Raw genomic sequence first — 24,865 nt, 5'->3', positions numbered from 1 at the left:
AAATTTTTATTTAGTGACTGAGAGGCGCAAGTATGGAGAAAGCAATATTGTTCGGAGTTGGAAAAAATTATTATAAATTATCTGAGGTCTTACACAAAGAATACGAGAATATATTACTTGTTGATAATGACCCGGCTAAATGGGGTACTATTGTTGATGGTACCAAGATATATTCCCCGAAGGAAGTGAATTGGAGCGGGGATGAGGTTGTAGTAATTTTACCGGGAATCTTTATCGCAGAAGGCATTTTACAACAGCTACTAAACGAGTATCAAGTTCCTTTTGAGAGAATTGTCTTTTGGGAAGGGGGCAATACAAGATTAAGTCCTTTTTATAAAGATAAAAAAAGTGGAATAAATATTAAATTAAATTCATTAGTCGATTATTCAATTTGCCGGGAGGTATTTGAATTCAAAGAATATGAACTGGGATTTGGTGAGCAGGATGTGATTGTGATTGATATTGGAATGAATATAGGATGTGCGAGTTTGTATTACGCTTCTTTGCCTAATGTCAAGTATGTATATTCATTTGAATTAGTTCAGGATACATTTGATCAGGCGCTAAAAAATATAGAAATGAATCCGAATATCTCTAATAAGATTATTGCGCATAATTTCGGACTAAGCAATCGTGATGAAATAATATCTGTAAACACCACGACTTTTTCGGGACATATGACGATATATAATCAGTCTGATTCAGGAAATAAGGTGGAATGTAAGATAAAGGACGCAGGCGAAGCTTTATTGCCAATACTTGAGCAGCACCCCAATTCAAAGTTCTTGTTAAAGGTTGATACTGAGGGTTCTGAGTATGATATATTTGACAGTTTAGATCAGAAGGGGTTACTTTCTCGAATGAGTTTCATAATTGGTGAGTGGCATGATATTGATTCTGGATGTAATCATCATACAGATGATATTTTTACTCAAGAACCATTACTGGATAAGTTAAGACAATTCTTTGTAAAAAATGATTTTGTATTTAAATTAACTAATGTTCATAGTGGGATAGGATATTTTTATGCATTCCATATATAATGGAAAAAAGAGGTGATAAGAAAGTGAACATATCCTTAATTTTGTCAGGGGGGACGGGTTCTCGAATGGGGGGCAATTTGCCTAAGCAATATCAATCATTAGAAGATAGAGAAATCATTGCATATACCATTGATGCACTAAAATCCTCTCTGCTGATAAGTAAGGTTGTGGTTGTGGCGGCAGGTGAATATGTGAAAGAACTTGCGGACAGATACGACGTTGATACGACCATAGGCGGTGATTCTCGCAATGCCTCGTTGAGGAATGGTTTGGAATATATAGCTGCAAATTTTCCTATGTGTGAAAAAATATTCATTAACGAAGCAGCAAGGCCATTTGTAACGACAAAAGTGGTTGATGAATACCTTGATTTATTAGATCAGTACGATGCGGTAATTACAACACAACCAATTACAGACAGCCTTGGTAAAGAGGGGGAAGCAGTCACTGACCGCAGCCAATACTATCTGATTCAGGCTCCGGAAGCTTTTCAGTTTAATATATTGTACGAACATTTCAGAGCCGAATCGCCTATTACAGCGACAAGCCAGCAGCTTCCGTCACAAAGTAGGGTTTACAGAAATTTTGAGTTCCGCAATAACCTCAAAATTACATATCCAGAAGATTTGATGCTTGCGGAACAGCTCATGAGGTGTTTGCAATGATACGATTAGTTGCAATGGATTTGGATGGAACGCTGACCCAGCACAAGAGCAGACCAGATGCGGAATGTCTTAAAGTGTTGGATGATCTGGCAAAAAAATATAGACTGCTTATAGTCGGAGCCGGTGGGTGTGAGCGGATATTTAAGCAGCTCGGAGAATTTTCACATGAAATAATTGGTTTCTATGGCATGCAGAGGGCAACATCAGATGGAAAAAATTTGGCAATCGCACAAAGGGAGACGGTTGTAGTTGACAATGCTTCGGTAATAAAAAGGATTGAACAGTTGAGAGTGGAACTGGGATACACGGACTTTCTGGGTGAAACGGTGGAATTTCACGATTCCGGGCTTATTACTTTTCCTTTGCTTGGAACGGCAGCACATCTTGACGATAAGCTTGCATTTGATCCGGATAGAACAAAACGCAGGGCAGTATATGCCAGAGTGAAGGAAGTCTTCAATGAATTCACTGTGTTCATTGGAGGTTCGTCATCATTTGATATTGCACCAAAGCCCTATTGCAAATCATATGCGCTCCAAAACTATATCGAGAAGCACGGAATCAGGTGTGAAGAAGTCGTTTACTTTGGGGACGATTACGGCATGGGAGGAAATGACGAGGATATCTACAATTCGGATATAAGGTTTGTCTGCATAGACGATTACAGGGAGTTTCCCGAGATAGCAAGGAGTGTTCTATTATGATTTACGCAGGAATAATGGCGGCAGGTTTCGGCGTCCGGATGCACAGACAGGATTTACCAAAGCCTTTTTTATCGCTAGGGAGCAGGCCGATTATCATACACACCCTGGAACAGTTTCTTATAAACCCGAGGGTTGACAGCATCATAGTTGTCGTGGCCGAAACCTGGAAAACGTATGCCGATGACCTGATTCGCAAGTATAATGCAATGGGCAAGGAGATTGTCGTTATTTCAGGAGGTGAAAGCAAGACGGAATCCGTCAGTCTTGTTGCCAGGTATGTAACAGAGAAATTTGGCACAGGTGATGACGATATACTGATAACTCACGATGCAATACGTCCTTTTGTGACACAGAGAATGATAGATGATAATATTGATACCGCACAGGAATACGGGGCGGCAAGCACCGTCATGACAACCAATGATACAATTGTCGTGTCAACGGACGGCAGACGTTTAAGCGAGATTCCGAAAAAGTTTATGATGCTTGCAGAACAGACACCTCAGACATTTAATCTAAAAACTCTCAAAGCAGTGTTCGAAAAGGCGGAAGGTGAAGGGGTCAGACTGAAAGACGAAACGGAGTTGGCACGGCTGTTTCTTCGTTTCGGGGGTGAGATACATCTTGTCAGAGGTGAATATTCGAACACAAAGATTATTAATCCTTATGATTTGGAAGTTTCCAATGCACTGCTGAGGGAGAGATCAAAATGATAAACCGTATTTACAGGTTGATGGATACAAAGCGCATTGAAATGGTCCAGAGAGAGCTGGCCTTTGACGAGGATATGATAATCACAAAGCCGGAGTATGTTTCGGTGTGTGCAGCCGACCAAAGGTATTACCAGGGCAAGCGAAAGCGTAAAATCCTCAGGGAGAAGTTGCCGATGGCACTGATACATGAAGCGACAGCAACGGTGATGTATGACCCACAAGGCAAGCTGCCTCCGGGAACGAAAGGTGTGCTTATTCCGCTGGTCCCTCCCAATGAGGAATCACCGGTAAAGGCAAACTATAACAGGAACAGTGAGTTTATGTCAAGTGGGTGTGATGGCTTCCTGCGGGATTATATCGCTGTCCCAAGGGGAGGGATTGTCCCCATAGCCGGGGATTATTCGGCAGTATATGTATTCAGCGAATTGACCAGTGTCATGTTTAATGCTTTGGAAGCATTCGAAAAGGCCTGTGTAACCAGTAAAACATCCTTTGGCATATGGGGCGATGGAAGCATGGGATTTATTGCCGGTCTGGTGCTCAGGCATATGTATCCGAAATCCAGGATATATGTTTTTGGAAAAACGGCACGGAAGCTACAGAGGTTTTCATTTGCTGATGAAGTGATGTATATTGACAACGTACCAAAGGGCCTGTATATCGACAACTGCTTTGAATGTGTCGGTGGAACAGGAAGTGAGTCGGCACTACGGCAGATAATAGAACTCACATCTCCCCAAGGCTGTATAAGTCTTTTGGGTGTGAGTGAGGATGAGATATCAGTAAATACCCGCTCTGTGTTGGACAAGGGGCTGAAGCTGCTTGGTAACAGTAGAAGCTGTGCGGAAGATTTTATAAAAGCTGTGGATTTGATTCATGGCAGCACAGTCTGCAGGAAGTATCTGGAAACGCTCATATCTGGCATGATTGAGATACGGAATGAATCCGATATTACAAGTCTGTTTGAACAGGATATTTTAAATGATTTTAAAACGGTGGGAAAATGGTTAATTTAGAAAAAGAGCGTAAGCTCACGGAAATAGAGATTAGTCCTGATATATTACGGCAGATGCAGATGATTCAACTCGAATGTCTAATTGAGATTGACCGCATTTGCCGCAAGCATGGCATAGAGTATTCCATCGATGGCGGTACTTTGCTTGGTGCGGTACGGCACAAGGGGTTTATTCCCTGGGATGATGATATTGATATAATTATGGGGCGTGATGCGTATGAGAAATTATTCAAAATATGCCAGAACGAGCTGGACTCGAAACGTTTTTTCCTGCAGGAGCACAGGACTGACAAGCATTATAGGGTCGGATATCCGCGGCTCCGCCGTAATAACACTGTTTATCTGCGGGCAGGCCACGAAAGGATGAACTACCATGGTGGTGTGTTTATTGATATATTCGTTCTGGACAATGTGCCGGATAACCGGGTGCTGAGAGATTTGCACAGGGCATTATGCTTCTGCAACCGCAAGATACTTTGGTCAAAGAGTGGAAGACATATCGCAGGACATTTTCTATGGAGAGCGTGGTATTCGCTGGTCGCCCTTATCCCTGCGGGATATGCGTTCTGGCTCAATGATACGATTGCAAGAATATGCAACCGTAAGAAAACAAAGCTTATCCGCCATAATACACATCCATACCCAAATCCTGAAATATGTGGGTATGGCATTCCTGCAAAATTGCTGGACCGCTTCACGGAATTGGAGTTTGAAGGGTACAGATTTAAGGCGGTTACCCAATATGAAAGGTATCTGACGATGCTATATGGTGACTATATGGCACTGCCGCCAGAGGATAAACGCAGGCCTCATATTCGTTTGTCAGCATTTGAAGGTGTGAGAGAATAAAAAGTAGGTCGATACCTGAGGTACTGATAGAAAAATGGGAAAGGAAAGCTTATTCCTATGAAAATTAGCGAAAATCAAGATGTATTTAGTTTGATACAGGCATTTCACTGTTCGGATGGATACTTGGCAGTTGTCGATGACAATAACAGGCTTGTTGGGTTGTTTGGAAGGAAAGAATTTGAGTTATTTAATCGAAAGGAATTAAGTAGTCTAAATGAAAATCATAATATTGATGATAGGACATTTTTTCAAAATATTTGCGATTTGATGCATAAAGGCTACATAAATACCCATTTTTCAAAAATTATTTGCTCCGATAACTTGGACAATGACGTACGTTTATTTTTTAGAAATCATCCATTTGCCTATGTACCGGTTATTACATCTGATGGAAAGTTTATAAAGTTTGCTGTAAATGAAGCAAATATACCTACCGATGCCGCCCGAAAACTAACAAGGAGGGTTATTGCTGAGCGCTGGAAGATATATGACAAGTTTTCGTACATTTATGATGATTATGATTTTTTGTGTGCGATATGCAATGGAACAATAAATACGAAATCTTCCAAAAAAAAAGTAACAGCCTGTATCTTTGGTGGTGGGAAGCTCATACGCTATGCTTGTCCACATTGTGGAGCTATTGTGGGACCCTTGAAGATGCTTAAACTCACTCAAGAGGAATTAGACGAGGATTATAGACAGCATTATTCTGTTTTTCAAGAAGGTGATACAACAGAGTATGAGATAAATACGTTTCGTATGCTTGAACCACAAAAAGATAGATGTTATCTTAACTATGGATGTGGTGGAGAGTGGTCACGTTCCATTCAGGTTTTGCGTGAAGAAGGATACGATGTATGGGGATACGAGCCGTTCGCACAATCGTCTGGTTCCGAATTTATTATCACAGATGCGGAGGAACTGAAAGGTCATCAATATGATGGTATATTTTCAAATAATCTGTTGGAACATTTAGCGAATCCTGTGGAGGAATTGAAGTTTATGAAATCATTGCTTCGTGATTCTGATTCCAATATGGCGCATTCCACCCCCTGCTACGAATATCGCTATGCTTATACACGCTTTCATCTTTGCTTTCTAGTGGGAAAATCAGCAGATATTATGTTTCGAAATGCAGGGCTTGCACCATATAAGCATATTGAAACATTTCTGCATGAAAACAGATATATTTGTATTTGTCTCAAACAATCATGATAAGGAGAGTTACTTAATGAAAGAATCAGCGATAATCTTTGGTCTCGGCTATAATTATTTTATGAGTTATGGCCAACTTAACGAACAGTACGATATTATTGCACTTACAGACAATAATAGCGAAGCGCGCAACTGGGCAGGTAGTATAACGCTGCACATAGGTAGAGAAATTATTTTGCCGGATGAAATTCTACAAAAGACCTTTGATAAAATCATCATTGTCATGGGTAGCGCTGCCAATGTGCGCAAGGTTCGTGAACAATTGTCTGATTATGGGATTCCAAATCATAAAATTGATACGTTCACTCCGCTTACAGTTACACCATTTTTAATTGACCCTATGTTTTATGAAACTAATTTGACCCATGAGCAGAAAAGGAAATTGTTTGCAGAGAACTGTGAAACGGTTACAATTGAACCCAATTCTAAGTGCAACCGTAGGTGCTGGTTTTGTCCAAATTCCGTAATTGACAGGAATTCTACTAATATTCCAATGGAATGGGAAGTGTTTAGTAAAATCATTACTGAATTAAAGGAAATCGGCTATAATGGAATCGTGTCGTACTCCTTTTACAACGAACCATTGCTTGATAATGATTTGGAAAAGAAAATTGAGTATGTGAGGAACGAATTGCCTAATACGATACAGGTTGTTAGCACAAACGGAGATTATCTTACACCAAAGCGCATGGCATCCTTAACGGCTTCAGGACTCGACGATATGATAATTTCTGTTTACAATGAAAATAATCCGGATTTTGAGTGGACGGTAGAAAAAGCGGAAGCACAAGTTTGGAAGTTTATTAACAACCTGTCACTTGATGTTATTTATATTCAGAGTACAGCACAATCTGTAACCGCTTTTGCTCAAAGAGATGGACTGAATGTCCGTATGCAAAACCACGATATGTGTTATGCTGCACATAACCGTGGCGAGATACTTTCTGACTCGCTCCCATTTATAAAGCGTACGGAACGCACTACATTCTGTATGAACTCCTTTGTTACAATGAATGTGTATTATGATGGTAGTGTCTATTCCTGTGGGAATATGCGGAACGATTTTGATCCTCATAAGGAATTTCTTATAGGAAATGTAGCAGACAATAGTATATCTGATATTTTTCAGTCAGAGTCGGCACAGCGTTTTAGAAAAGAATTTACATATAATCCTAAGCAACTCCCATGCCGTAGCTGCACTATGGAAGCGGATACATTTATTTACCAGTTTCCTACGATTCCGTTTCGTAATCGTCCGAGATATACTCGTAAAATGCGGAAGGAGGACTGAGAGATTTGAATTCACAAGGCGAAATTTTTGATGATACAGGAAAATTTTCATATTCTCAATCGGGAGAGGATTCTATTGTTTTTCATATATTGACTATGGTTGGCGCCAATATTAAAAAATTTTCATACTTGGATTTAGGCGCAAATCATCCTAAATTATATAGTAATACCTATTCCTTATATAAAAAAGGAGCAAGAGGTCTTTTAATAGAAGGGAATCCTCATTTGATTGGAGCGCTTCAACGGGATAGAGTAGGAGATATTATCTTAAACCGAATTGTATCGGATTCTTCGGGAAAAATGGAAACGATACATATTATGAATGGAGATGGACTTTCTACGGTTAAATCAGAATCAGTAGAAGATATGTTGAAAGAGAACAAAGAGCTTGCGTTAGTACAGACTGTGGAGATTGAAACTATTTCATATAATGATGCAGTTGAGAAGCTTGGGAAAACACCTGATTTGCTCAATATTGATATAGAAGGTTATGAGATGGAGGTTTTAAAGACTGCGGACTTAAATAGGTATAGACCGTTTCTTATTATAATTGAATCCATACCATACAGAACTCATCTTATTGTAGGGGAGCGTGAGATGGAGGCGATTGATTATTTAAGGTCACAGGGATATTGGGAATATGCCTTTACAGGAATTAATTCTATTATGATAGATACACGCAGTAATAAAATAAAGAATATATGTGGAGAACTCTGTAAAAGCGAAAGAAGGGAGAACTGAAATAATGAAGGTTAATATTGAAACTCAATTTATTTGCGTACCGCAGAATGCTTTTAGGGGTATTCCATATTATATAACAAACTTAATTGATGCATTAGTTAAACGTAAGCGCAACGATTATTCCGTGTCGTTTTTTGATCAATATAGCGAGCGCAATAACCGCAAGTATTTGTATGACTATATTGGCGAAGAAAGTTTGCGGAATCTGAAGTTGTTTGAATGTAATTCAGTAAGTTATGCAGAGTTTGCCAGTGACAGCAGTGAGGGTTGGCGTAAAGTAAATCGTACCTATAATGATGTGACAGGTGCCGATGCCGATGTTTTTCATTTTCCTCATTTTTTAACCCTTCCATTTGCGTTTGATGGGAAAATGGTTGTGACGATACACGATATGTTACCATTACTTCCAAATGCTGCACAAATGCTGGGTGATGCACACGTTAGCCGACAATGCCATAATTATAGATTAAGCATAGAATTGCTGGAGAGGAATCCGCAATATCTTGTGATAGCAGACTCCCTTAGCACAAAAAACGATATATTGAATCTAACCCAGATATCCTCTGACCAGGTTTTTGTTGTTCCCCTGGCTCACGACTCGGTAGTTCACTTTCCTGAAAAGAATAAATCCTTGCTGCAATCATTAGGAATAGATGCTCCATACCTATGCTATTTGGGGCAGTTGGATTACCGCAAGGGAATATATGATATGTTGGAGGCTTTTGCTCTAGTGAAGCCAAGGTTTCCCGATTTAAAATTAGTATTTGCTGGCAGAATGCCAATTAAAGAGCATAAAGAAAAAATAGAATCACATAAATATAAGGAGGATATCATCTGCCTTGGCTTTGTTAATGACGAGCAAAAGCGAGCTTTGTTATCAGATGCTGCTGCATTTCTTTTTCCATCTGAATACGAGGGATTTGGACTGCCCGTACTCGAAGCAATGGCTTGTGGTAGCCCGGTTATCACCACAAATGTTTCAAGTCTGCCGGAGGTTGGCGGCGATGCTGCAATATATGTCTCGCCGAAAAATCCAGAACAACTGGCAGTCGAAATTGTACGGCTATTAAATTCAGAAAGCTTGCGTAATGAATATATTCAAAAGGGTTTTGAACAAGTAAAAAAGTTTTCATGGAAAAAAACAGCACAGATGACAGAGGAAGTTTACGAAATTGCATACAGGAGATAAAGGTATGAAAATAATACTTGAAGCTCAACATGCAGTAGGTCATCCACAGCCAAGAGGCGTAGGTCATTATACGATCGGCCTCATTCAGGCTTTGTTACATCGTAAAGCGTTTGATTACGAATTGACGTTTTTTGATTACAATAGAGAGGTCGGAAATTTAGCAAGAGCTGAGAAATATTTTGGGAAATTTGATGTATTGTTCAGGGAGTGTAATGAACTGGATTACCGAATTGCATCTCGTGAAGAAGAGATATGGAATATGAAGTCCTATAATGAATGGACAAATACAAGTGGAGAAGTCTATCACTTTATGTGTCCTGTGTCCATTCCGACAAATTTGAGAGAAAATATGATTGTTACAGTCCATGACATAAGCTGGCGTTCCCAACCGGGGATAATTTCTCCAAATGCAACGATGCTTCACGATATAGCATTAGAGCGGATAGAGCGTACTCGTCCGCATATAATAGCTGATTCACAATCAGCTTCTGAAGAAATACAAAGGTTTACGACTATTCCGGCCGAGCAGATAGACGTTGTCTATCAGTCATATGATGAGGAAGAGATTTATGTGGACAAGTCTGACGTTTCCCATATTGTAAATGGTGACTATATCCTCTTTGTCGGTACGTTTGAACGAAAAAAGAATATCACAAGGATTATCCAGGCTTTTAATCAGATTGCGGAGAAACACAAAGAATTGAAGCTTGTACTTGCCGGGAAACCGACATGGGATAATCCAGAAGAAATATATGATAGTGTTCGCAATTCTCCGTTTAGTGAGCGCATCATTCTGCCCGGTTACATTGATGTAAAAACAAAACGCAGACTCATATCAAATGCTCTCTGCTTTGTGTTCCCATCTATCTGCGAAGGCTTCGGAATCCCTGTTCTAGAAGCAATGGCTTGTGGATGTCCAGTGATAACAGCAGATAATACTTCGTTGCCGGAAGTCGGAGGTGATGCGGTAGTTTACGTCAATGCTTATAATGTGGAACAGCTTGCATTTGAAATGGAGCATGTTGTGACATCTGAAAGTTTGCGAAAAGATATGTCCGCAAGAGGGGTTGTTCAGGCAAAGAAGTTTTCGTGGGATAAGATGGCAGAACAAGTTGAAAGTGTATATCAAAAGGTGAGGAATGGCTGAACTATAATTCGTGCAGTTTTTATTTGGGTCATAAAATTGGAAATTTGTCAGCAAGATGACAAAAGGAGAGGAAATGACTATTATGATTGAGAATATTGGAATCTCAAATATAAGTGGAATAGCGGAATTGGCATTAAGTGAAGACAATATGAGTGATCATAGGGTGTGCTTAAATCATGACAGAGGGATTGACGCCAGAAATTAAGAGCAAATTTAATTAAAAACTTTAGAGGAATATTTTTCAGAGCAGCAAATGCCCTTTGATGATGTTAAGTATAACTGGGTAGATACACAGGGGCATGAAGGATTTGTGCTAGATGGCGCGAAGAAATTATTGCAATCTAGAAAGATTCCTTTATTCATTGAGTTTTGGCCGGATGAAATGCGAAGAGTAGGCGGCTTGGAATTGCTGTTGGACACGGTTAAAGGAAACATACACGGCCTTTATTGATATCGGCAGACATAGAAGCAGAGAATGGGTGCGTCCGATAGATGAGTTGAGCTTATTGGTCAATGAATATACGGATTATACATTTACGGATATATTTCTAATTAAATAGAGAGAGAGATACTAATGAACACAACAGCCCTTATTATGGCCGGCGGCCGGGGAGAACGTTTCTGGCCCAAGAGCCGTAAAAATATGCCAAAACAGTTTTTGTCATTGACCGATGACGGCAAGACAATGATACAGTTGACGGTAGAGCGTATATCTCCAATGGTAAAACTTGAGGACGTATACATCGCTACCAACAAAGAATATAAATCGCTGGTGCTGGAACAACTGCCGGGGCTTCCGGAGCAGAACGTTCTCTGTGAGCCGGTAGGGCGTAACACGGCACCATGCATCGGGCTTGGAGCTATGCATATAGCTAAAAAATATGATGATGCCATGATGTTTGTATTTCCATCGGACCACTTGATAAAGTTCAACCAGATGTTTATACGGACTTTGCAGGATGCCTGCGAGGTGGCGGAAAAGAACGATAACCTGGTTACGATTGGGATTGTGCCGGACTATCCTGAAACTGGCTATGGGTATATTAAGTTTGATTCTCACATAATGGAAGGACATGCCTATAAGGTAGACCGTTTTGTGGAAAAGCCCAGTTTGGAAATGGCAAAGGAATATTTGGCAACGGAAGAATATCTATGGAACAGCGGTATGTTCATATGGAAAGTTTCCTCCATATTAAAAAACTTTCGGAAATTTATGCCGGATACCTATGATGCGCTGAAACGGATTCAAGATGCCATCGGCACTGAGCAGGAAGAAGCAGTTCTGGAAAAAGAGTTTCGCGGAATCCAATCCCAGTCCATTGACTATGGAATCATGGAAAAGGCAGAGGGTATTTACATTCTTCTTGGCACTTTTGGCTGGGATGACGTAGGTTCTTGGCTTGCCGTGGAGCGGATAAAAAAGACCAATGAGTTTGGCAATGCGGTAAATGGGAATATCATTACCGTGAATAGTCATAACTGCATCATTCAAGGCGGAAAGAAGCTGATAGCTGCGGTCGGTTTAGATGACATGATTGTGGTGGATACAGAAGATGCCACATTGATCTGTTCAAAAGACCATGCCGGAGACATAAAGAAGGTACTTGAAAACCTGAAAATATGCAACAGGGAAGAATATGTATAGGAGATAAGGCAATGAAAAAAGCATTGATCACAGGTGTAACAGGACAAGATGGTTCTTATCTATCGGAACTGCTGCTGGAGAAGAGCTATGAAGTTTATGGTATAATGAGAAGGAAAAGCGTGGTGGATTATGGGAATGTGGAGCATCTGAAGGATAAGATTCATTTTATCTATGCAGACATGACAGATTTGCCTTCGCTGATTCATGCAATGAAGATATCACAGGCGGATGAGGTATACAATCTGGCGGCTCAGTCCTTTGTGGGAACCAGTTGGGAACAGCCCTTGGCAACAGCGGATATCGATGCACTTGGCGTCACAAATATGCTGGAGGCGATTCGTACCATAAAGCCGGAGGCACGTTTTTATCAGGCCTCCACCAGCGAGATGTTTGGCAAAGTCCAGGAGATGCCCCAGACAGAAAAAACCCCATTTTATCCTAGAAGTCCATATGGAGTTGCCAAAGTATATGGTCATTGGATTACAAAAAATTACCGTGAAAGCTACGATATGTACGCTTGCAGCGGAATCCTGTTCAACCATGAAAGCGAACGCCGGGGTCTGGAATTTGTTACCAGAAAGATAACAGATGCGGTTGCAAGGATTAAATTGGAAGTACAGGATTGCCTCGAACTTGGAAGCATGGATGCGAAACGTGACTGGGGCCATTCCAAGGACTATGTAAATGCAATGTGGCTGATGCTGCAGCAGGAAAAGGCAGACGACTATGTAATTGCAACCAATGAAACCAGAACGGTGCGTGAATTTGTTGAAATTGCTTTTTCCCATGTAGATATTGATGTGGAGTGGAAGGGAACCGGCGTAGATGAGATTGGAATTGACAAAGCGACCGGAAAGACCGTAGTTCGTGTAAATCCTAAATTTTTCCGCCCTGCCGAAGTAGAGGTTCTGTTAGGAAATCCTGAAAAGGCAGAGAAAGCATTAGGCTGGAAACGGGAAATACCTTTCTCAGAGCTGGTAAAAAGAATGATAGACAATGACATGAAGCTGATTGAGAAAGAAATTAAAATTGCCAATATAAAATAAGTATTGAGGAGAGCACTATGAAGAAAGCATTGATTATCGGTGCTGCAGGCTTCGTAGGAAGCTATTTAATAGACCATATACAGAAAAACTGCATATGGTCTATTACAGTTACGAAGATGGAGCATGAAAGAATCTCCCAAACAGGAGTGGGCATTCGGGATTTGGACATTCTTGACTATAGCCAGGTGGCAGCTTTGTTGAAAGATGTAAGGCCTGACTATATTTTTCATCTGGCAGCCCAGAGTTCAGTGGAATTGTCATGGCAAAATCCTGGGATGACAGTAGATGTAAATATAAAAGGAAGCTTGAACGTCCTAAATGGCATTTTTGAATTGGATTACAAACCCCGTATTCTTCTTATAGGGTCTGGAGAGGAATATGGCCGAGTGAAGGAATCTGAAATTCCCATTATTGAGGATAACGCAGTAAGACCGGGAAATCTTTATGCAGTCACAAAGGTTTGCCAAAATATGATAGGAAGCATATATGCCCAGGCATACGGGATGCAAATAATGATGGTAAGGGCTTTTAACCATATTGGTCCTAATCAAACTCCCCAATTTGTAGTATCTGATTTCTGTAAGCAGATAGCAGAGATAGAAAATGGATCTCAAGAACCGGTGGTTCGTGTTGGAAATCTGGGTGCACGTCGGGATTTTACTGATGTAAGGGATATTGTGAGGGCATATGTGCTATTGATAGAAAAAGGAGTACCGGGAGAGCTTTATAACGTTGGCTCTGGACAGGCGGTATCAATCCGGGAGATACTGGATAAAATCATTCAATTCTCCGACACACCCGTTTCTGTAGAAATAGATCCTGCCAAGATGCGCCCTGTGGATGTGCATGTAATTGAAGCCGATATAACAAAACTTAAAAAATGCACAGGATGGTTCCCGGTGATTCCTTTGGAGACAACGCTGAAAGAAACTTTGGACTACTGGAGAAGAGAACTGCTGAAATAAGGAAAGAGAGCCTGAGAAAATGGATGAAAACATACTGAGCTCATGGGAGAAATGGAGAAATCAGAAATTAGCTGATAAAGATTTAACTGCAGAATTGGAAAGCATAAAGGGATTGGAGTCAGAGATTTTCGACCGTTTTTACAAAAACCTGAAATTTGGCACAGGCGGTCTTCGCGGTGTCATTGGAGCAGGAACTAATCGCATGAACATTTATACGGTGGCAAAAGCCACTCAGGGATACAGCAATTACCTAAAGAAGCGAGAGGATTTTCCGTCTGTGGCGATCGCTTACGACAGCCGGATAAAATCAGATGTGTTTGCTAAAGTTGCGGCAGGGGTATTTGCGGCAAATGGAATATGTGTACATATCTATCCGGAATTAATGCCAACACCCTGTCTGTCATTTGCAGTTCGGCATTTAAAATGCTCAGGGGGAATTGTGATTACGGCCAGCCACAATCCTTCTAAATATAATGGCTATAAAGTCTACGGAAGTGATGGCTGCCAGATTACAACGGAAGCAGCGGCTTCTATTTTAGATGAAATAGAGACTTTGGATATTTTTAGGGATGTGAGAGAACTGCCGTTTGAAGAAGCCTTGTCACAAGGAAAAGCTGATTATATTCGAGAAGAAGTGGTTAGAGATTATCTTAATGCAGTAGCTTCACAGACATTGTGCAAAGATGGAATAGATAAAGGCGTTTCCATTGTCTATACTCCTTTGAATGGTTCAGGACTAAGGTGTGTGACTCAGGTACTGAAAGACAACGGATTCACTAATATTTCTGTAGTAAAAGAGCAGGAAAAGCCAGATGGGGCATTTCCAACCTGCCCCTATCCCAACCCGGAGATTAAAGGAGCACTGGAACTGGGGCTGAGGGATGCGAAAATGCTGGGGAGCGATTTACTTTTAGCAACGGACCCAGACTGTGACCGTGTGGGAATCGCTGTGCGTAACCATGAGGACTATGTGCTTTTGAGTGGAAATGAAGTGGGAATGCTGCTTTTAGATTATATATGCAAGCGTAGGATCGCTCTTGGAATAATGCCAGACAAGCCTATTCTGATCAAGACCATCGTCACGGTTGATATGGCAAAAAGCATTGCAGAAAATTATGGGGTGCAAATGATTGACGTATTGACCGGCTTTAAGTTTATAGGAGAGCAGATCGGTATATTGGAGATGAACGGAGAAGACGAGCGTTTTATTTTCGGGTTTGAGGAAAGCTATGGTTACTTGACAGGTGGATATGTGCGTGATAAGGATGGAGTGAATGCTTCGTTGATGATATGCGAAATGTTTGCCTATTACAAAACACAGGGGATCAGTTTGGTTGATGTGCTGGATGGGTTATATCAGAAATATGGATATTGTTTAAATACCTTACATAACTACACGTTTGAGGGCGCGGAGGGGCACCAAAAGATGCAGATGATTATGCAGGAGATGCGGAAAACGCCTTTGAAGAGGATTGCAGGCAGAAATGTAATTGAAGCGAAAGATTATCTTACAGGTATTAATAAGCTTCCTAAATCGGATGTATTAAAGTATGTGTTGGAGAAAAGCACCTCTGTAGCAATTAGGCCATCGGGAACCGAACCAAAGTTAAAGACATATCTCTCTATAAGTGCAGAGAGTTCTGAGGCTGCTGAAAAAATAGAGAGTTTTATAGTGAAGGAGCTAGAAGTGCTGTTTAATTAATTCAATTAATATGTTATTCAAGTAACAATGGCGGACATTTATCGCTGATAGAATGTATTTCTTCAGGTCTGGTATATACTGCAAGCATAGATTTTGTTGATAGAAAGGCCTATCGCAACAGATAATAATGAATTGTTTAAGTGTCAACGCAATAATTTAGTATCCAGAATTTTTGAAAATATCCTTTATTGGTGAAACTATTCCCCAGTGATGTAATCGAGTCTTTCCTGGAAATGTCAAAGAATCATTGGGACTTGAAATGCTTAGGCGACTAACGTAACTGTTAAATTATAGATTTCCTATCCTGATTCCGGCTGTAATCGGCCCCGTCCCCCCCTTCAGGGCGGTCTGGTTACAGCTGGAATCAGTTTTTTTATGGCTCTTTATGAGCGTCAAAAATCTATGCGCTTACCTTTCTTAAGATTCATAGAAATTTTCCTGTCAACTTTCTTGACAAATTCTGTAAATAAATGTAGAATATAGTAAGAAAAATTACAGAAAAATAGGGAAAAACAAAAAAACCTGTCGAAATTTAACTGAAAAGGGGTAATTTTTTTGTAACGAAGGATAATTCCCATATAACCAAGGGAATGAAAGTGAGGAACAATCGGATGAACGGTATATTTGGGAATAGCATTTCAATGGCTGAGAAAACTTTGGATTATCTGTGGTCAAAGCAGCAGGTAACGTTGAATAATATTGCTAATGGAGAAACCCCAGGCTATAAGGCCCGTTATGTTACATTTGAGGACGAATTCCGCAAACGTTTGCTGGCTGGAAGAGAGGGTACGTCAAAAGACATCGGGGAGGCCATAGGCAGTTCCAGACATTATGTCCATGAAACAAAGGATGAATCAGCAAGAATGGACGGTAATAATGTCAACATGGATGTAGAGAATGTGGAACTGGCAAGGACAACGCTTCAGTATCAGTATCAGATGAACGCATTGAATAGTGAAATTAGCAGACTTCGTACGGTTATTAAAGGTTAAAACGGGAGGTATTTGAGATGGAGCAGATGTTTATAAGGCCTATGATCCCAATGGAGTCCATCGGGAATATAGGAATCGAAAAGAAAGTAACAACCGGACAGGATGGCGGTTCGGTGTTTCGTGATATATTTAACGAAGCTATTCAGAATGTGAGAACCACAGATGGAGATTTGACGACACAGGAATACTTGCTGTCAACAGGCCAGATTGACGATGCACATACAGTGCCCGCGGCAGCAGCAAAAGCCCAGTTATCTGTAGAACTTTTATCATCTCTTCGGAATAAGGCGCTGGAAGCCTACAATGAGATTATAAGAATCGGCGTTTAAGTAGATAACAGGGCGGACGGATGCGATGGAAAAGATAAAGGAACTTTTAGAAAAACTGAATGATAAAGTAAAAAAAGCCATAATCATCGGCACTGTTGGTGTGGTGGTTGTGGCGGGAGCAATTGTGCTAGCGTTGTCCATGCGGGAGAAGCCTTACGAGGTGATGTTTCCAAGTGTCAGCAGCGAAGAAGCGAAGCAGATCATTGGAAAATTACAGGAAGACGGAATCGATTATCAGTATCAAAACGGTGACATTCTGGTACCTACGCCCCAGTTGGACACTACCAGGGCAAAGCTGGTTTCGGAAGGATATCCGAAAAGCGGTTTTACATATGATGTATTTAAAAATAATGTAAATTTGATGACTACGGATTCAGACCGGCGGAGGTTTGAACTGTATGATCTGGAAACCAGAATCGGTTCCACAATTAAGGTCTTTGATGGCGTGCAGGAGGCATATGTAACCATAGCTTTGGGAGAAGCCTCCAAATATGCACTGTCTGATGACACGGTGCAGGAGCCCAGCGCCCAGGCTGTTGTGGTTATGAAAGATGGAGGATCTCCGACGGAGGAGCAGGCAAAGTCTATCCAGCTTCTCATATCCAGAAGCATACCTGGAATGGTCATTGACAATGTCTCTGTATTTGACGGAAACGGACGGGAAGTTACCACTGGTTCCGATGATGAGGACATCAACACCGGCAAGGCCGGAGAAGAAATTACAAGGATGATCGAAGACCAGATTTCTGCAAAGGTCTTGAATATCCTTGGCCCTGTATACGGAAACGGCAATGTCCGTGTATCCGTAAAAGGCACAGTCAATATGGAAAAGCTGATTCGGGAGAGCATTGTTTACAATACGCCCGAAAAGATCGATGAAAAAGATAAGACCGGTCTTACTTCCGAGGAATCCATATTCAAGGAATATTCCGGAAGCGGACAGAATGCTTCCGGTGTGGCTGGTTCAGAAGCTAATGCAGATATCCCTCAGTACAATGCAGGAGGAACAGATGCCGAGAGTGCATATGGTTCCAGCAGCCTGACCAGGAAATATCTTTTAAACCAAATAAAAGAACAAGGCCAGGTCAATCCGGGAACCTTGGAAAACCTCACTGTTTCCGTAGTAGTAAACGGAACCGGATTCGGCAGCATGACCATTGACGACATAAGGGATCTTGCCGGAAATGCGGCAGGAATCCCTCAGGGAGAACGTGCGGAAAAGATAACAGCTGTGGCTGCCCCATTCTATACCGTGGAAGTACCTAAGGCACCTGAAACCCCTGTAGAAGCAAATACCGGCGGCATTTTGATTAATCAGTGGATTCTGATTGCTGCTCTGGCAGGAGTGCTTCTCCTTATTCTGATTATAATTTTGGCAGTAAGACACAGACGGAAGAAAAATGATCTTATGGAGGCCATGGAGATAAGCCAGGAAGATGTACCGGAACTGCCGGTAATGGAGGAAATGAAGGAGGAAGATGAACAAGATCAGGTAATTCTAGAACCTGAAGAAGACAGGGGAGCAGAGCTGCGCCAGAGCGTCCGAGAGTTTGCAGAGCAGAATCCTGAGATATCGGCTCAGCTGCTGAAAGTATGGTTGAATGGAGGCGGTAACAATGGCAATTAATCTAACGCCCGAACAAAAAGCGGCAACAGTGGTTGTTTCTCTGGGAGTGGATAAGGCTTCCAAAGTATACAAGTATTTAAGCGAAGACGAGATTGAAAAATTAACTCTTGAAGTGGCAAAGCTTGGACATGTGGAAGCAGAGCAAACGGAAGCCATTTTGGATGAGTTTTATAAGACCTGTCTGACTCAAAAGGTGGTCACTGACGGAGGTCTGGAGTATGCAAGAACTGTTCTGGAAAAAGCCTTCGGTGAAAGCACGGCCAACAGCCTGCTTCAAAAGGTTACTCAGTCTCTGAAATCCAGATCCTTTGGGTTTATCCGGAAAAGCGATGTAAAGAACTTACTTTCCGTCCTCCAGCATGAAAGAGCCCAGATCATTGCTCTGGTTCTTTCTTATACAAATGAGGAGATGGCGGCTCAGATCATTTCAGAGCTTGCTCCTGAAAAGCGCATGCAGGTAGTGGAGTCTATTGCCAGAATGGAGAGTGCTTCTCCTGAAGGGATTAAAATCGTGGAAGAGGAGATCAAGAAACGGTTCTCCGGCATCCTTACTACCGACTACACCAGCGTGGGCGGTGTTGATTACATAGCAAACGTCATGAACCACATAGACCGGAGCAACGAAAAGCTCATCTTCGACGAACTGGGAAGAAAGGATGCGGAGCTGGCGGATACCATCCGCAAGAAGATGTTCGTATTCGAGGATATCATTACCATGGACAACCGTTCCATCCAGCGCTTTATCAGAGAGTGCGATATGCGTGACATGGTTTATGCCCTTAAGAATGCAAACGAGCAGATTACAACAGTTATTTTCTCTAATATGTCAACCCGTATGAAGGAAAGCATCCAGTCCGATATGGAAGTTACAGTTAATGTACGCTTAAAAGATGTGGAAGAGGCTCAGCAGAGGATTGTCGGTATCATAAGGCGTCTGGAAGAAGAGGGCGAGCTGATCATCAATAAGGGCGGAAAGGATGATGTCATTGTCTAATATTATAAAGGCTGTGCAGATGGCAGATCATGTTCTGGATTACGGATTTACCAGGGAATTTGAAGAGATCAAGGTAAAAGAAAAAGGGAATCCGGAAAAGGAATCGGAGCAGGAAGAGTCTGCAGACCAGGGAAATGACAGGTATCTTCAAACTACTGAGATGTACGAGGATGCCATAAGGAAGTCCCAGATAATTCTGGACCAGGCCAGGTCAGAGGCGGAAGATGTCCTCAGCCAGGCTAAGTCTGACGGAGATAAAATCCGCGCTCAGGCCATGGAAGAAGGACGTAAGGCCGGATATGACGCGGGATATGAGGAGGGCTTTAAAAAAGCCTTTGAAGCTCATAAAGAGGTTCTTGAGGTGCGTCAGGAGGAGTTCCTGGATGCCATGAAAAACGCGATTGAAAGCGTTACGCAAGAGAAGGAAAAGATACTGGATAAATATATTGATGACTTAAAGAAAGTCACTCTGACCATTGCGGAAAAAGTGATTCAGACCAGTCTGCGATCCAGCGGTGAGATCATTAAACGCATGATCGTGGCTGCTGCGGGAAAGCTTAAAAAAACCCAGTGGGTGAAAATTTATGTATCTCAAAGGGATGCGGGAATGATGATACAGGGAGATGTGGGACTGCTGAGTGAATTGTCTCACATTTCCGGAAATATTAAAATCATAGCTATGGATCATGAGGAGGACGGAGCCTGTATCATTGAGCTTCCGGAGGAGATTATTGATGTCAGCGTGAATACCCAGCTGGAAAATATTAAGGGAATACTTAATAACGCCAGACTGTAACAGGAGGAGCCTGCATGTTTAAGGAATTGACGGATCTCATTACAAAGACTGAGACAATCGACCATATCGGGAAGATTGAAAACATTGTGGGGATGTCCATGGAAGCCTCCGGTGGAAGGGCCAGTATCGGAGATATAGCCTATATTTACAATGAAGACCGGCAGGAGCAGATACCGGTGGAAGTGGTGGGCTTTAAGGATGATAAAATACAGCTTATGGCCTATGAAAATATGAATGGCATTGCTGCGGGCAGCTTTGTTCGAAACACAAAACGCAGGTTGAAGGTACCGGTAGGAGATTTTTTGAGAGGTCGGATCATCGATGCAAAGGGAGAACCAATGGATGGGAAAGGACCTTTTGAATCTCCCCGGTACTATTACGTAGAAAATCCTTATATCAATCCCATGACCCGTCCGCCCATTACGGACAAGCTGGAATTTGGGGTCAAGGCCATTGATGGCTTAAATACCATTGGAAAAGGCCAGCGTATTGGAATTTTTGCAGGCAGTGGAGTGGGGAAAAGTACCTTGCTTGGCATGATTGCCAGGAATGTGAAGGCGGATATTAACGTGGTTGCCCTGGTAGGGGAGCGTGGAAGAGAAGTCCGTGAATTCATAGAAAAAGACTTAGGTCCGGAAGGAATGAAACGTTCCGTATTGGTGGTAGCCACCTCAGACCAGCCAGCTATGCTTCGTATGAAGTGCCCATTGGTTGCCACCACCATAGCCGAATACTTTAAGAATCAGGGCAAGGATGTATTGCTTATGATGGATTCCCTGACCCGTTTTGCCATGGCACAGAGAGAGATTGGGCTTGCAATCGGAGAGCCTCCGGTGGCAAGAGGCTATACTCCCTCTATTTACGCGGAGTTTCCCAAGCTGCTGGAACGAAGCGGTAACTTTGGAGAAGGTTCCATTACGGGAATCTACACGGTTTTGGTGGAAGGCGATGATACCAATGAGCCTATCGCCGATACGGTAAGGGGTATTGTGGACGGCCATATTGTGCTGAGCCGAAAGCTGGCCAATGCCAACCATTTCCCGGCAATTGACGTAAGTGCTAGTATTTCACGTCTGATGACCAACATCGTTTCAGAGGAACACCGGAAATTAGCTTCCCAAATCCGGGATATGTTAAGCCTTTATGAGAAGAATGAGGACCTTATCTCGATTGGTGCTTATAAAACCGGCAGCAACCCAAAGCTTGATATGGCTATATCCAAAATTGATAAGATCAATCAATTCCTGTGTCAGGGAATACAGGAACAGGCCAGTTATGAAGAGGTCATAAAGAAAATGAAGATGATTTTAGCATAGATGCTGAAAGGGGAAGTGGAGTATGAAAAAGTTTAATTTTCCACTTAATACAGTATTAAATTACAAGGATCAGGTCCTGGATAATTTAAAAAACGAGCACGCCCAGATTGTGGATAAGGTAGCCAGACAGGAAAAAAAGGTTGAGTCCTTGTCGGACCGGAGAAGAGAAGCCTGTGTCCAGTTTCAGGAGGAGATTGGCCAGGGCATTGCCGTTAGTATGATGCGGGAATATGAGACCTATATCACCTTCATGCATCAGAAAATTCTTGCCGAACAGGGAGTTCTTCATAAATTGCAAAAAAAAGAGGAACAAAAGCGGGAGGAAGTGGTGGAGGCCAGAAAAGAAGTGGTTTCCATTGAAAAATTGAAGGAAAAAAAGCTTCTGCAGTATAACAAAGAGCTTCAGCGCAGCGAGGAGCTGTTCATTGAGGAATTCGTATCCAACACGACCTCGGTTCATGGGAGCAGGTAATCCTGCCGGAAAACATCTGGCAGTTACCATAGAATCAAATGCCTGAAGGCATGAAAAGAAAGGAGTGAGAAGATGACAGAGATAAAAAACAGCAGTGTGGATCTGCTGTCCAGACAGCTGACCGGCAGTAGGAAAAAAGAGGAAAAGACGGCTGACGGCTTATCCGAGTTTAAAGCGATGCTGAAAAACGGCACGCAGAAGAAGGATGGCAAAAGCCCGGAACCAGGAAAGTCCTTTGAAGAAAAGCATCCTGCAGCAGAAGTTGCATCAGAGGCCGCTGCTCTGGCTGCTGCGGCCGAAATGGCGAAAGTGCAGGTGCCGGAGGAAAAGTTTCAAATGGCCGGACAGGAACCAGAGGCCCAAATGATGGAAGCCGTTGGAGCGGTAGTGACTCCGGTTTTGGTGCCGGAAGAAAGCGGAAAAATCCAGACGATGGATTTGTTTCGTGCTCTGGATCAGTTCCGTTTTCAGCAGCTTGCGGATAATGGCATGGGAACAGAAGACATTAATCAGGAAATCCCGATGACCTTAACGGATAGTCCAAAAGAAAAGCCGGAATCCCTTTTCCCGGATGCAATGGCAACAATGCAAAAAACAGGGAAAAAGGAACCTGTAATTCAGAATATAGCCGGACAGAACCCGGAAGCAGCTGTAAACCCAAATGGGAAAAAGGATGTTTTATCGGAGCAGCCTTTTGTGAAAGCAGCAGAGACAGTTTCTGGTTTGGCAGAAGAGGAACCGGCTGCGATACTTCCCAGGAGCAATTCTCAGGAAAAACCAGGTCCTGTGGAAGAAGACCAGGACAATATCGGGAAAAGTCTTCCGGAAAAGCCCTTTGAGCCAGAACGTCTCTGGAATGGCCATCTTGTAAAGTCTGAGGAAGTCCATACGGCCATAAGAGCAGAGAATCCGAAAGAGCTGGAAGCAAAGCTGTCGGAACAGATTTTAAAACAGATCCGCGAAGGAAATGGGGAACTGGATATCCAATTGGAACCTCATAATCTGGGTAAGATCCGGATCAAAATTTCCTATGAGGATAATCAGATCAGTGTTTCCCTTCTGTGTACGGAAAGCAGAACCCTAAAGCTATTATCCCAGTCAGCGGGCGATTTAGGTTCCATTCTGGAAACTAATTTAGAACGGCCCTTCCAGGTTCTGGTAGACAAGCATGAGCCAGATTACTTAAACCAGCAGCAGGAGCAGGGCGGCAGACAGGAACAGCGTGGACAGCAACAGGAAAGCCAGAGGGAAGAAAACCGCGAGGATTTTATACAAAAGCTGAGGCTCGGAATTTTTGAGTCAGAAAGCGCTGAAGAAAGCGGCGCTGGTTACAGATAAGGAGACAAACAATGTCAAATGTAAATGGAGTGAATTCATATAATTCACTGGAAGCTTTTGCGGACAGAGCGAAATCCACCAGTAACAGTGAATTAACAACAGAGGGATTTTTCAAGCTTTTGGCAGCACAGCTTCAAAATCAGGACATGTCAAACCCAATGGATAACTCGGAGATGATGACTCAGATGACTCAGATCGCCATGATGCAGGCCATGAACAACTTCTCCACAGCAATGGGAGATTTTGCCCAGGTCAATACAATCAATTATGGAACCTCCATGATGGGAAAAGAAGTTATGGTTGCAGTCCAGGAGAAAAACGGGTCAGTTAAAAAAATCACGGGAACTGTGACGAGAGTCGATATTTTTGGTGGTGTGCCAACTCTTTATATCGACGACGATGATAAGACAGGCTATCCGGTTTCCAGCATCATGTCTGTTTATGAAAAAGGGCATAAACCTCCGGAAGAATCAGGTGAGACAGGCAAGGACGATGAAGTCAAGGAGCCGGGTACAGATAATAATACCGATGGAGCCGAGGAGCCGGGTACAGATAATAATGTCGATGGAGCCGGGGATCCGGATACAGATAACAAAACCGATGCCAGTACCGATTAGAATGCGAAGGTGATGATCAATGCTAGGCAAAATAAATCAGCATGAGGAATTAAGGCAGCTAAAGCTGCGGAATGCTGCTGCAATATCAAAACCGTCAGGCAGCTTTAATGAGATACTTCAAAGCAGGATTGACAAAAAGGAAGAGCTCCAGTTTTCCCGCCATGCTGCAGAGCGGGTCAATCAGCGCGGAATTGAAATGTCGGATTCATTTTTACAAGATCTGCAGTCCGCAGTGGAAAAAGCCCGTTCCAAAGGTGCAAAGGATGTGGTGATTATCAGTGACAGGGGAGCGTTTATTGTAAATGTACCCAATAATACTGTGGTAACAACCATGTCCGGAAATGAAATGAAAGAAAATATTTTTACAAATATCGACAGCGCCGTCCTATTATAGCTGGACCATTTATGGAGGCTTTTCCTGTGTGTCCGACTGACAGCAGGAGGAAGGCGAAAAA

Annotated in this window: 25 protein-coding genes; all 25 read left to right on the top strand. The window is 42.3% G+C overall.

Annotated features, from left to right (window positions below; all coding sequences use genetic code 11):
• Window positions 1-32: 32 nt before the first annotated feature.
• The 25 genes from AC27IJ_RS20820 to AC27IJ_RS20700 all read left to right on the top strand — a co-directional run bounded on the left by AC27IJ_RS20820 (window position 33) and on the right by AC27IJ_RS20700 (window position 24,804).
• The gene (locus AC27IJ_RS20820; protein WP_312447551.1) at window positions 33-1,043 is read left to right on the top strand and encodes an FkbM family methyltransferase; all 1,011 of its coding nucleotides are present in this window, start codon (window positions 33-35) and stop codon (window positions 1,041-1,043) included.
• On the top strand, window positions 1,043-1,708 hold the full coding sequence (locus AC27IJ_RS20815) for an IspD/TarI family cytidylyltransferase (protein WP_312447548.1): 666 nt from the start codon (window positions 1,043-1,045) through the stop codon (window positions 1,706-1,708). The genes AC27IJ_RS20820 and AC27IJ_RS20815 overlap by 1 nt, the downstream gene beginning before the upstream one ends.
• Window positions 1,705-2,412 (top strand): HAD-IIB family hydrolase, encoded by a 708-nt coding sequence (locus AC27IJ_RS20810; RefSeq protein WP_313154029.1) that lies wholly within the window; start codon window positions 1,705-1,707, stop codon window positions 2,410-2,412. The genes AC27IJ_RS20815 and AC27IJ_RS20810 overlap by 4 nt, the downstream gene beginning before the upstream one ends.
• Window positions 2,409-3,125, top strand: a complete 717-nt coding sequence (locus tag AC27IJ_RS20805; protein ID WP_312447542.1) for an IspD/TarI family cytidylyltransferase — start codon at window positions 2,409-2,411, stop codon at window positions 3,123-3,125. The genes AC27IJ_RS20810 and AC27IJ_RS20805 overlap by 4 nt, the downstream gene beginning before the upstream one ends.
• Window positions 3,122-4,141, top strand: a complete 1,020-nt coding sequence (locus AC27IJ_RS20800; RefSeq protein ID WP_312447540.1) for a zinc-binding dehydrogenase — start codon at window positions 3,122-3,124, stop codon at window positions 4,139-4,141. The genes AC27IJ_RS20805 and AC27IJ_RS20800 overlap by 4 nt, the downstream gene beginning before the upstream one ends.
• Entirely contained in the window at window positions 4,129-4,989 is an 861-nt protein-coding gene (locus AC27IJ_RS20795; RefSeq protein WP_312447539.1) for a LicD family protein, read from the top strand. The genes AC27IJ_RS20800 and AC27IJ_RS20795 overlap by 13 nt, the downstream gene beginning before the upstream one ends.
• A 57-nt stretch (window positions 4,990-5,046) precedes the next feature.
• Window positions 5,047-6,204 (top strand): methyltransferase domain-containing protein, encoded by a 1,158-nt coding sequence (locus AC27IJ_RS20790; RefSeq protein WP_312447536.1) that lies wholly within the window; start codon window positions 5,047-5,049, stop codon window positions 6,202-6,204.
• Between the two features lie 16 nt (window positions 6,205-6,220).
• Window positions 6,221-7,495, top strand: a complete 1,275-nt coding sequence (locus AC27IJ_RS20785; protein WP_487150640.1) for a radical SAM/SPASM domain-containing protein — start codon at window positions 6,221-6,223, stop codon at window positions 7,493-7,495.
• 5 nt (window positions 7,496-7,500) lie between these two features.
• Window positions 7,501-8,235: an FkbM family methyltransferase gene (locus AC27IJ_RS20780; RefSeq protein ID WP_312447532.1), complete on the top strand. Its 735-nt coding sequence runs from the start codon at window positions 7,501-7,503 to the stop codon at window positions 8,233-8,235.
• Window positions 8,236-8,239: 4 nt separating this feature from the next.
• Complete coding sequence (locus AC27IJ_RS20775) at window positions 8,240-9,424, top strand: glycosyltransferase family 4 protein (RefSeq protein ID WP_312447530.1); 1,185 nt, start codon at window positions 8,240-8,242, stop codon at window positions 9,422-9,424.
• Between the two features lie 4 nt (window positions 9,425-9,428).
• Window positions 9,429-10,571, top strand: coding sequence for a glycosyltransferase family 4 protein (locus AC27IJ_RS20770; protein ID WP_312447529.1), 1,143 nt, complete (start codon window positions 9,429-9,431; stop codon window positions 10,569-10,571).
• Window positions 10,572-11,145: 574 nt separating this feature from the next.
• Entirely contained in the window at window positions 11,146-12,216 is a 1,071-nt protein-coding gene (locus tag AC27IJ_RS20765) for a mannose-1-phosphate guanylyltransferase (protein ID WP_312447527.1), read from the top strand.
• 11 nt (window positions 12,217-12,227) lie between these two features.
• Window positions 12,228-13,262, top strand: a complete 1,035-nt coding sequence (gene gmd / locus AC27IJ_RS20760) for a GDP-mannose 4,6-dehydratase (RefSeq protein WP_312447524.1) — start codon at window positions 12,228-12,230, stop codon at window positions 13,260-13,262.
• A 17-nt stretch (window positions 13,263-13,279) separates the two neighbouring features.
• Complete coding sequence (locus AC27IJ_RS20755; RefSeq protein WP_312447521.1) at window positions 13,280-14,227, top strand: GDP-mannose 4,6-dehydratase; 948 nt, start codon at window positions 13,280-13,282, stop codon at window positions 14,225-14,227.
• A gap of 19 nt (window positions 14,228-14,246) precedes the next feature.
• The gene (locus tag AC27IJ_RS20750) at window positions 14,247-15,929 is read left to right on the top strand and encodes a phospho-sugar mutase (RefSeq protein WP_487150636.1); all 1,683 of its coding nucleotides are present in this window, start codon (window positions 14,247-14,249) and stop codon (window positions 15,927-15,929) included.
• 590 nt (window positions 15,930-16,519) lie between these two features.
• Window positions 16,520-16,921 (top strand): flagellar basal body rod protein FlgB, encoded by a 402-nt coding sequence (gene flgB, locus AC27IJ_RS20745; RefSeq protein WP_330695046.1) that lies wholly within the window; start codon window positions 16,520-16,522, stop codon window positions 16,919-16,921.
• A 17-nt stretch (window positions 16,922-16,938) separates the two neighbouring features.
• The gene (gene fliE / locus AC27IJ_RS20740; protein WP_312447516.1) at window positions 16,939-17,250 is read left to right on the top strand and encodes a flagellar hook-basal body complex protein FliE; all 312 of its coding nucleotides are present in this window, start codon (window positions 16,939-16,941) and stop codon (window positions 17,248-17,250) included.
• Window positions 17,251-17,275: 25 nt separating this feature from the next.
• Window positions 17,276-18,877 (top strand): flagellar basal-body MS-ring/collar protein FliF, encoded by a 1,602-nt coding sequence (fliF, locus tag AC27IJ_RS20735; RefSeq protein WP_312447513.1) that lies wholly within the window; start codon window positions 17,276-17,278, stop codon window positions 18,875-18,877.
• Window positions 18,867-19,871: a flagellar motor switch protein FliG gene (gene fliG, locus AC27IJ_RS20730; protein WP_312447510.1), complete on the top strand. Its 1,005-nt coding sequence runs from the start codon at window positions 18,867-18,869 to the stop codon at window positions 19,869-19,871. Before fliF ends, fliG begins: the two co-directional genes overlap by 11 nt.
• Window positions 19,864-20,667: a FliH/SctL family protein gene (locus tag AC27IJ_RS20725; RefSeq protein WP_312447508.1), complete on the top strand. Its 804-nt coding sequence runs from the start codon at window positions 19,864-19,866 to the stop codon at window positions 20,665-20,667. Before fliG ends, AC27IJ_RS20725 begins: the two co-directional genes overlap by 8 nt.
• Window positions 20,668-20,681: 14 nt before the next feature.
• Entirely contained in the window at window positions 20,682-21,983 is a 1,302-nt protein-coding gene (fliI, locus tag AC27IJ_RS20720) for a flagellar protein export ATPase FliI (RefSeq protein ID WP_312447505.1), read from the top strand.
• A 22-nt stretch (window positions 21,984-22,005) separates the two neighbouring features.
• Window positions 22,006-22,455, top strand: a complete 450-nt coding sequence (fliJ, locus tag AC27IJ_RS20715) for a flagellar export protein FliJ (protein WP_312447504.1) — start codon at window positions 22,006-22,008, stop codon at window positions 22,453-22,455.
• Between the two features lie 72 nt (window positions 22,456-22,527).
• Complete coding sequence (locus AC27IJ_RS20710) at window positions 22,528-23,793, top strand: flagellar hook-length control protein FliK (RefSeq protein WP_312447501.1); 1,266 nt, start codon at window positions 22,528-22,530, stop codon at window positions 23,791-23,793.
• 11 nt (window positions 23,794-23,804) lie between these two features.
• Window positions 23,805-24,410, top strand: a complete 606-nt coding sequence (locus AC27IJ_RS20705) for a flagellar hook assembly protein FlgD (protein WP_312447499.1) — start codon at window positions 23,805-23,807, stop codon at window positions 24,408-24,410.
• Window positions 24,411-24,429: 19 nt separating this feature from the next.
• Window positions 24,430-24,804, top strand: a complete 375-nt coding sequence (locus AC27IJ_RS20700) for a TIGR02530 family flagellar biosynthesis protein (protein WP_312447497.1) — start codon at window positions 24,430-24,432, stop codon at window positions 24,802-24,804.
• Window positions 24,805-24,865 lie beyond the last annotated feature (61 nt).

This window comes from Lacrimispora sp. YZC11 (genome assembly GCF_057543815.1).
The sequence above is the reverse complement of the archived record's forward strand: the minus strand, read 5'-3'. Positions and strand labels throughout refer to the sequence as shown.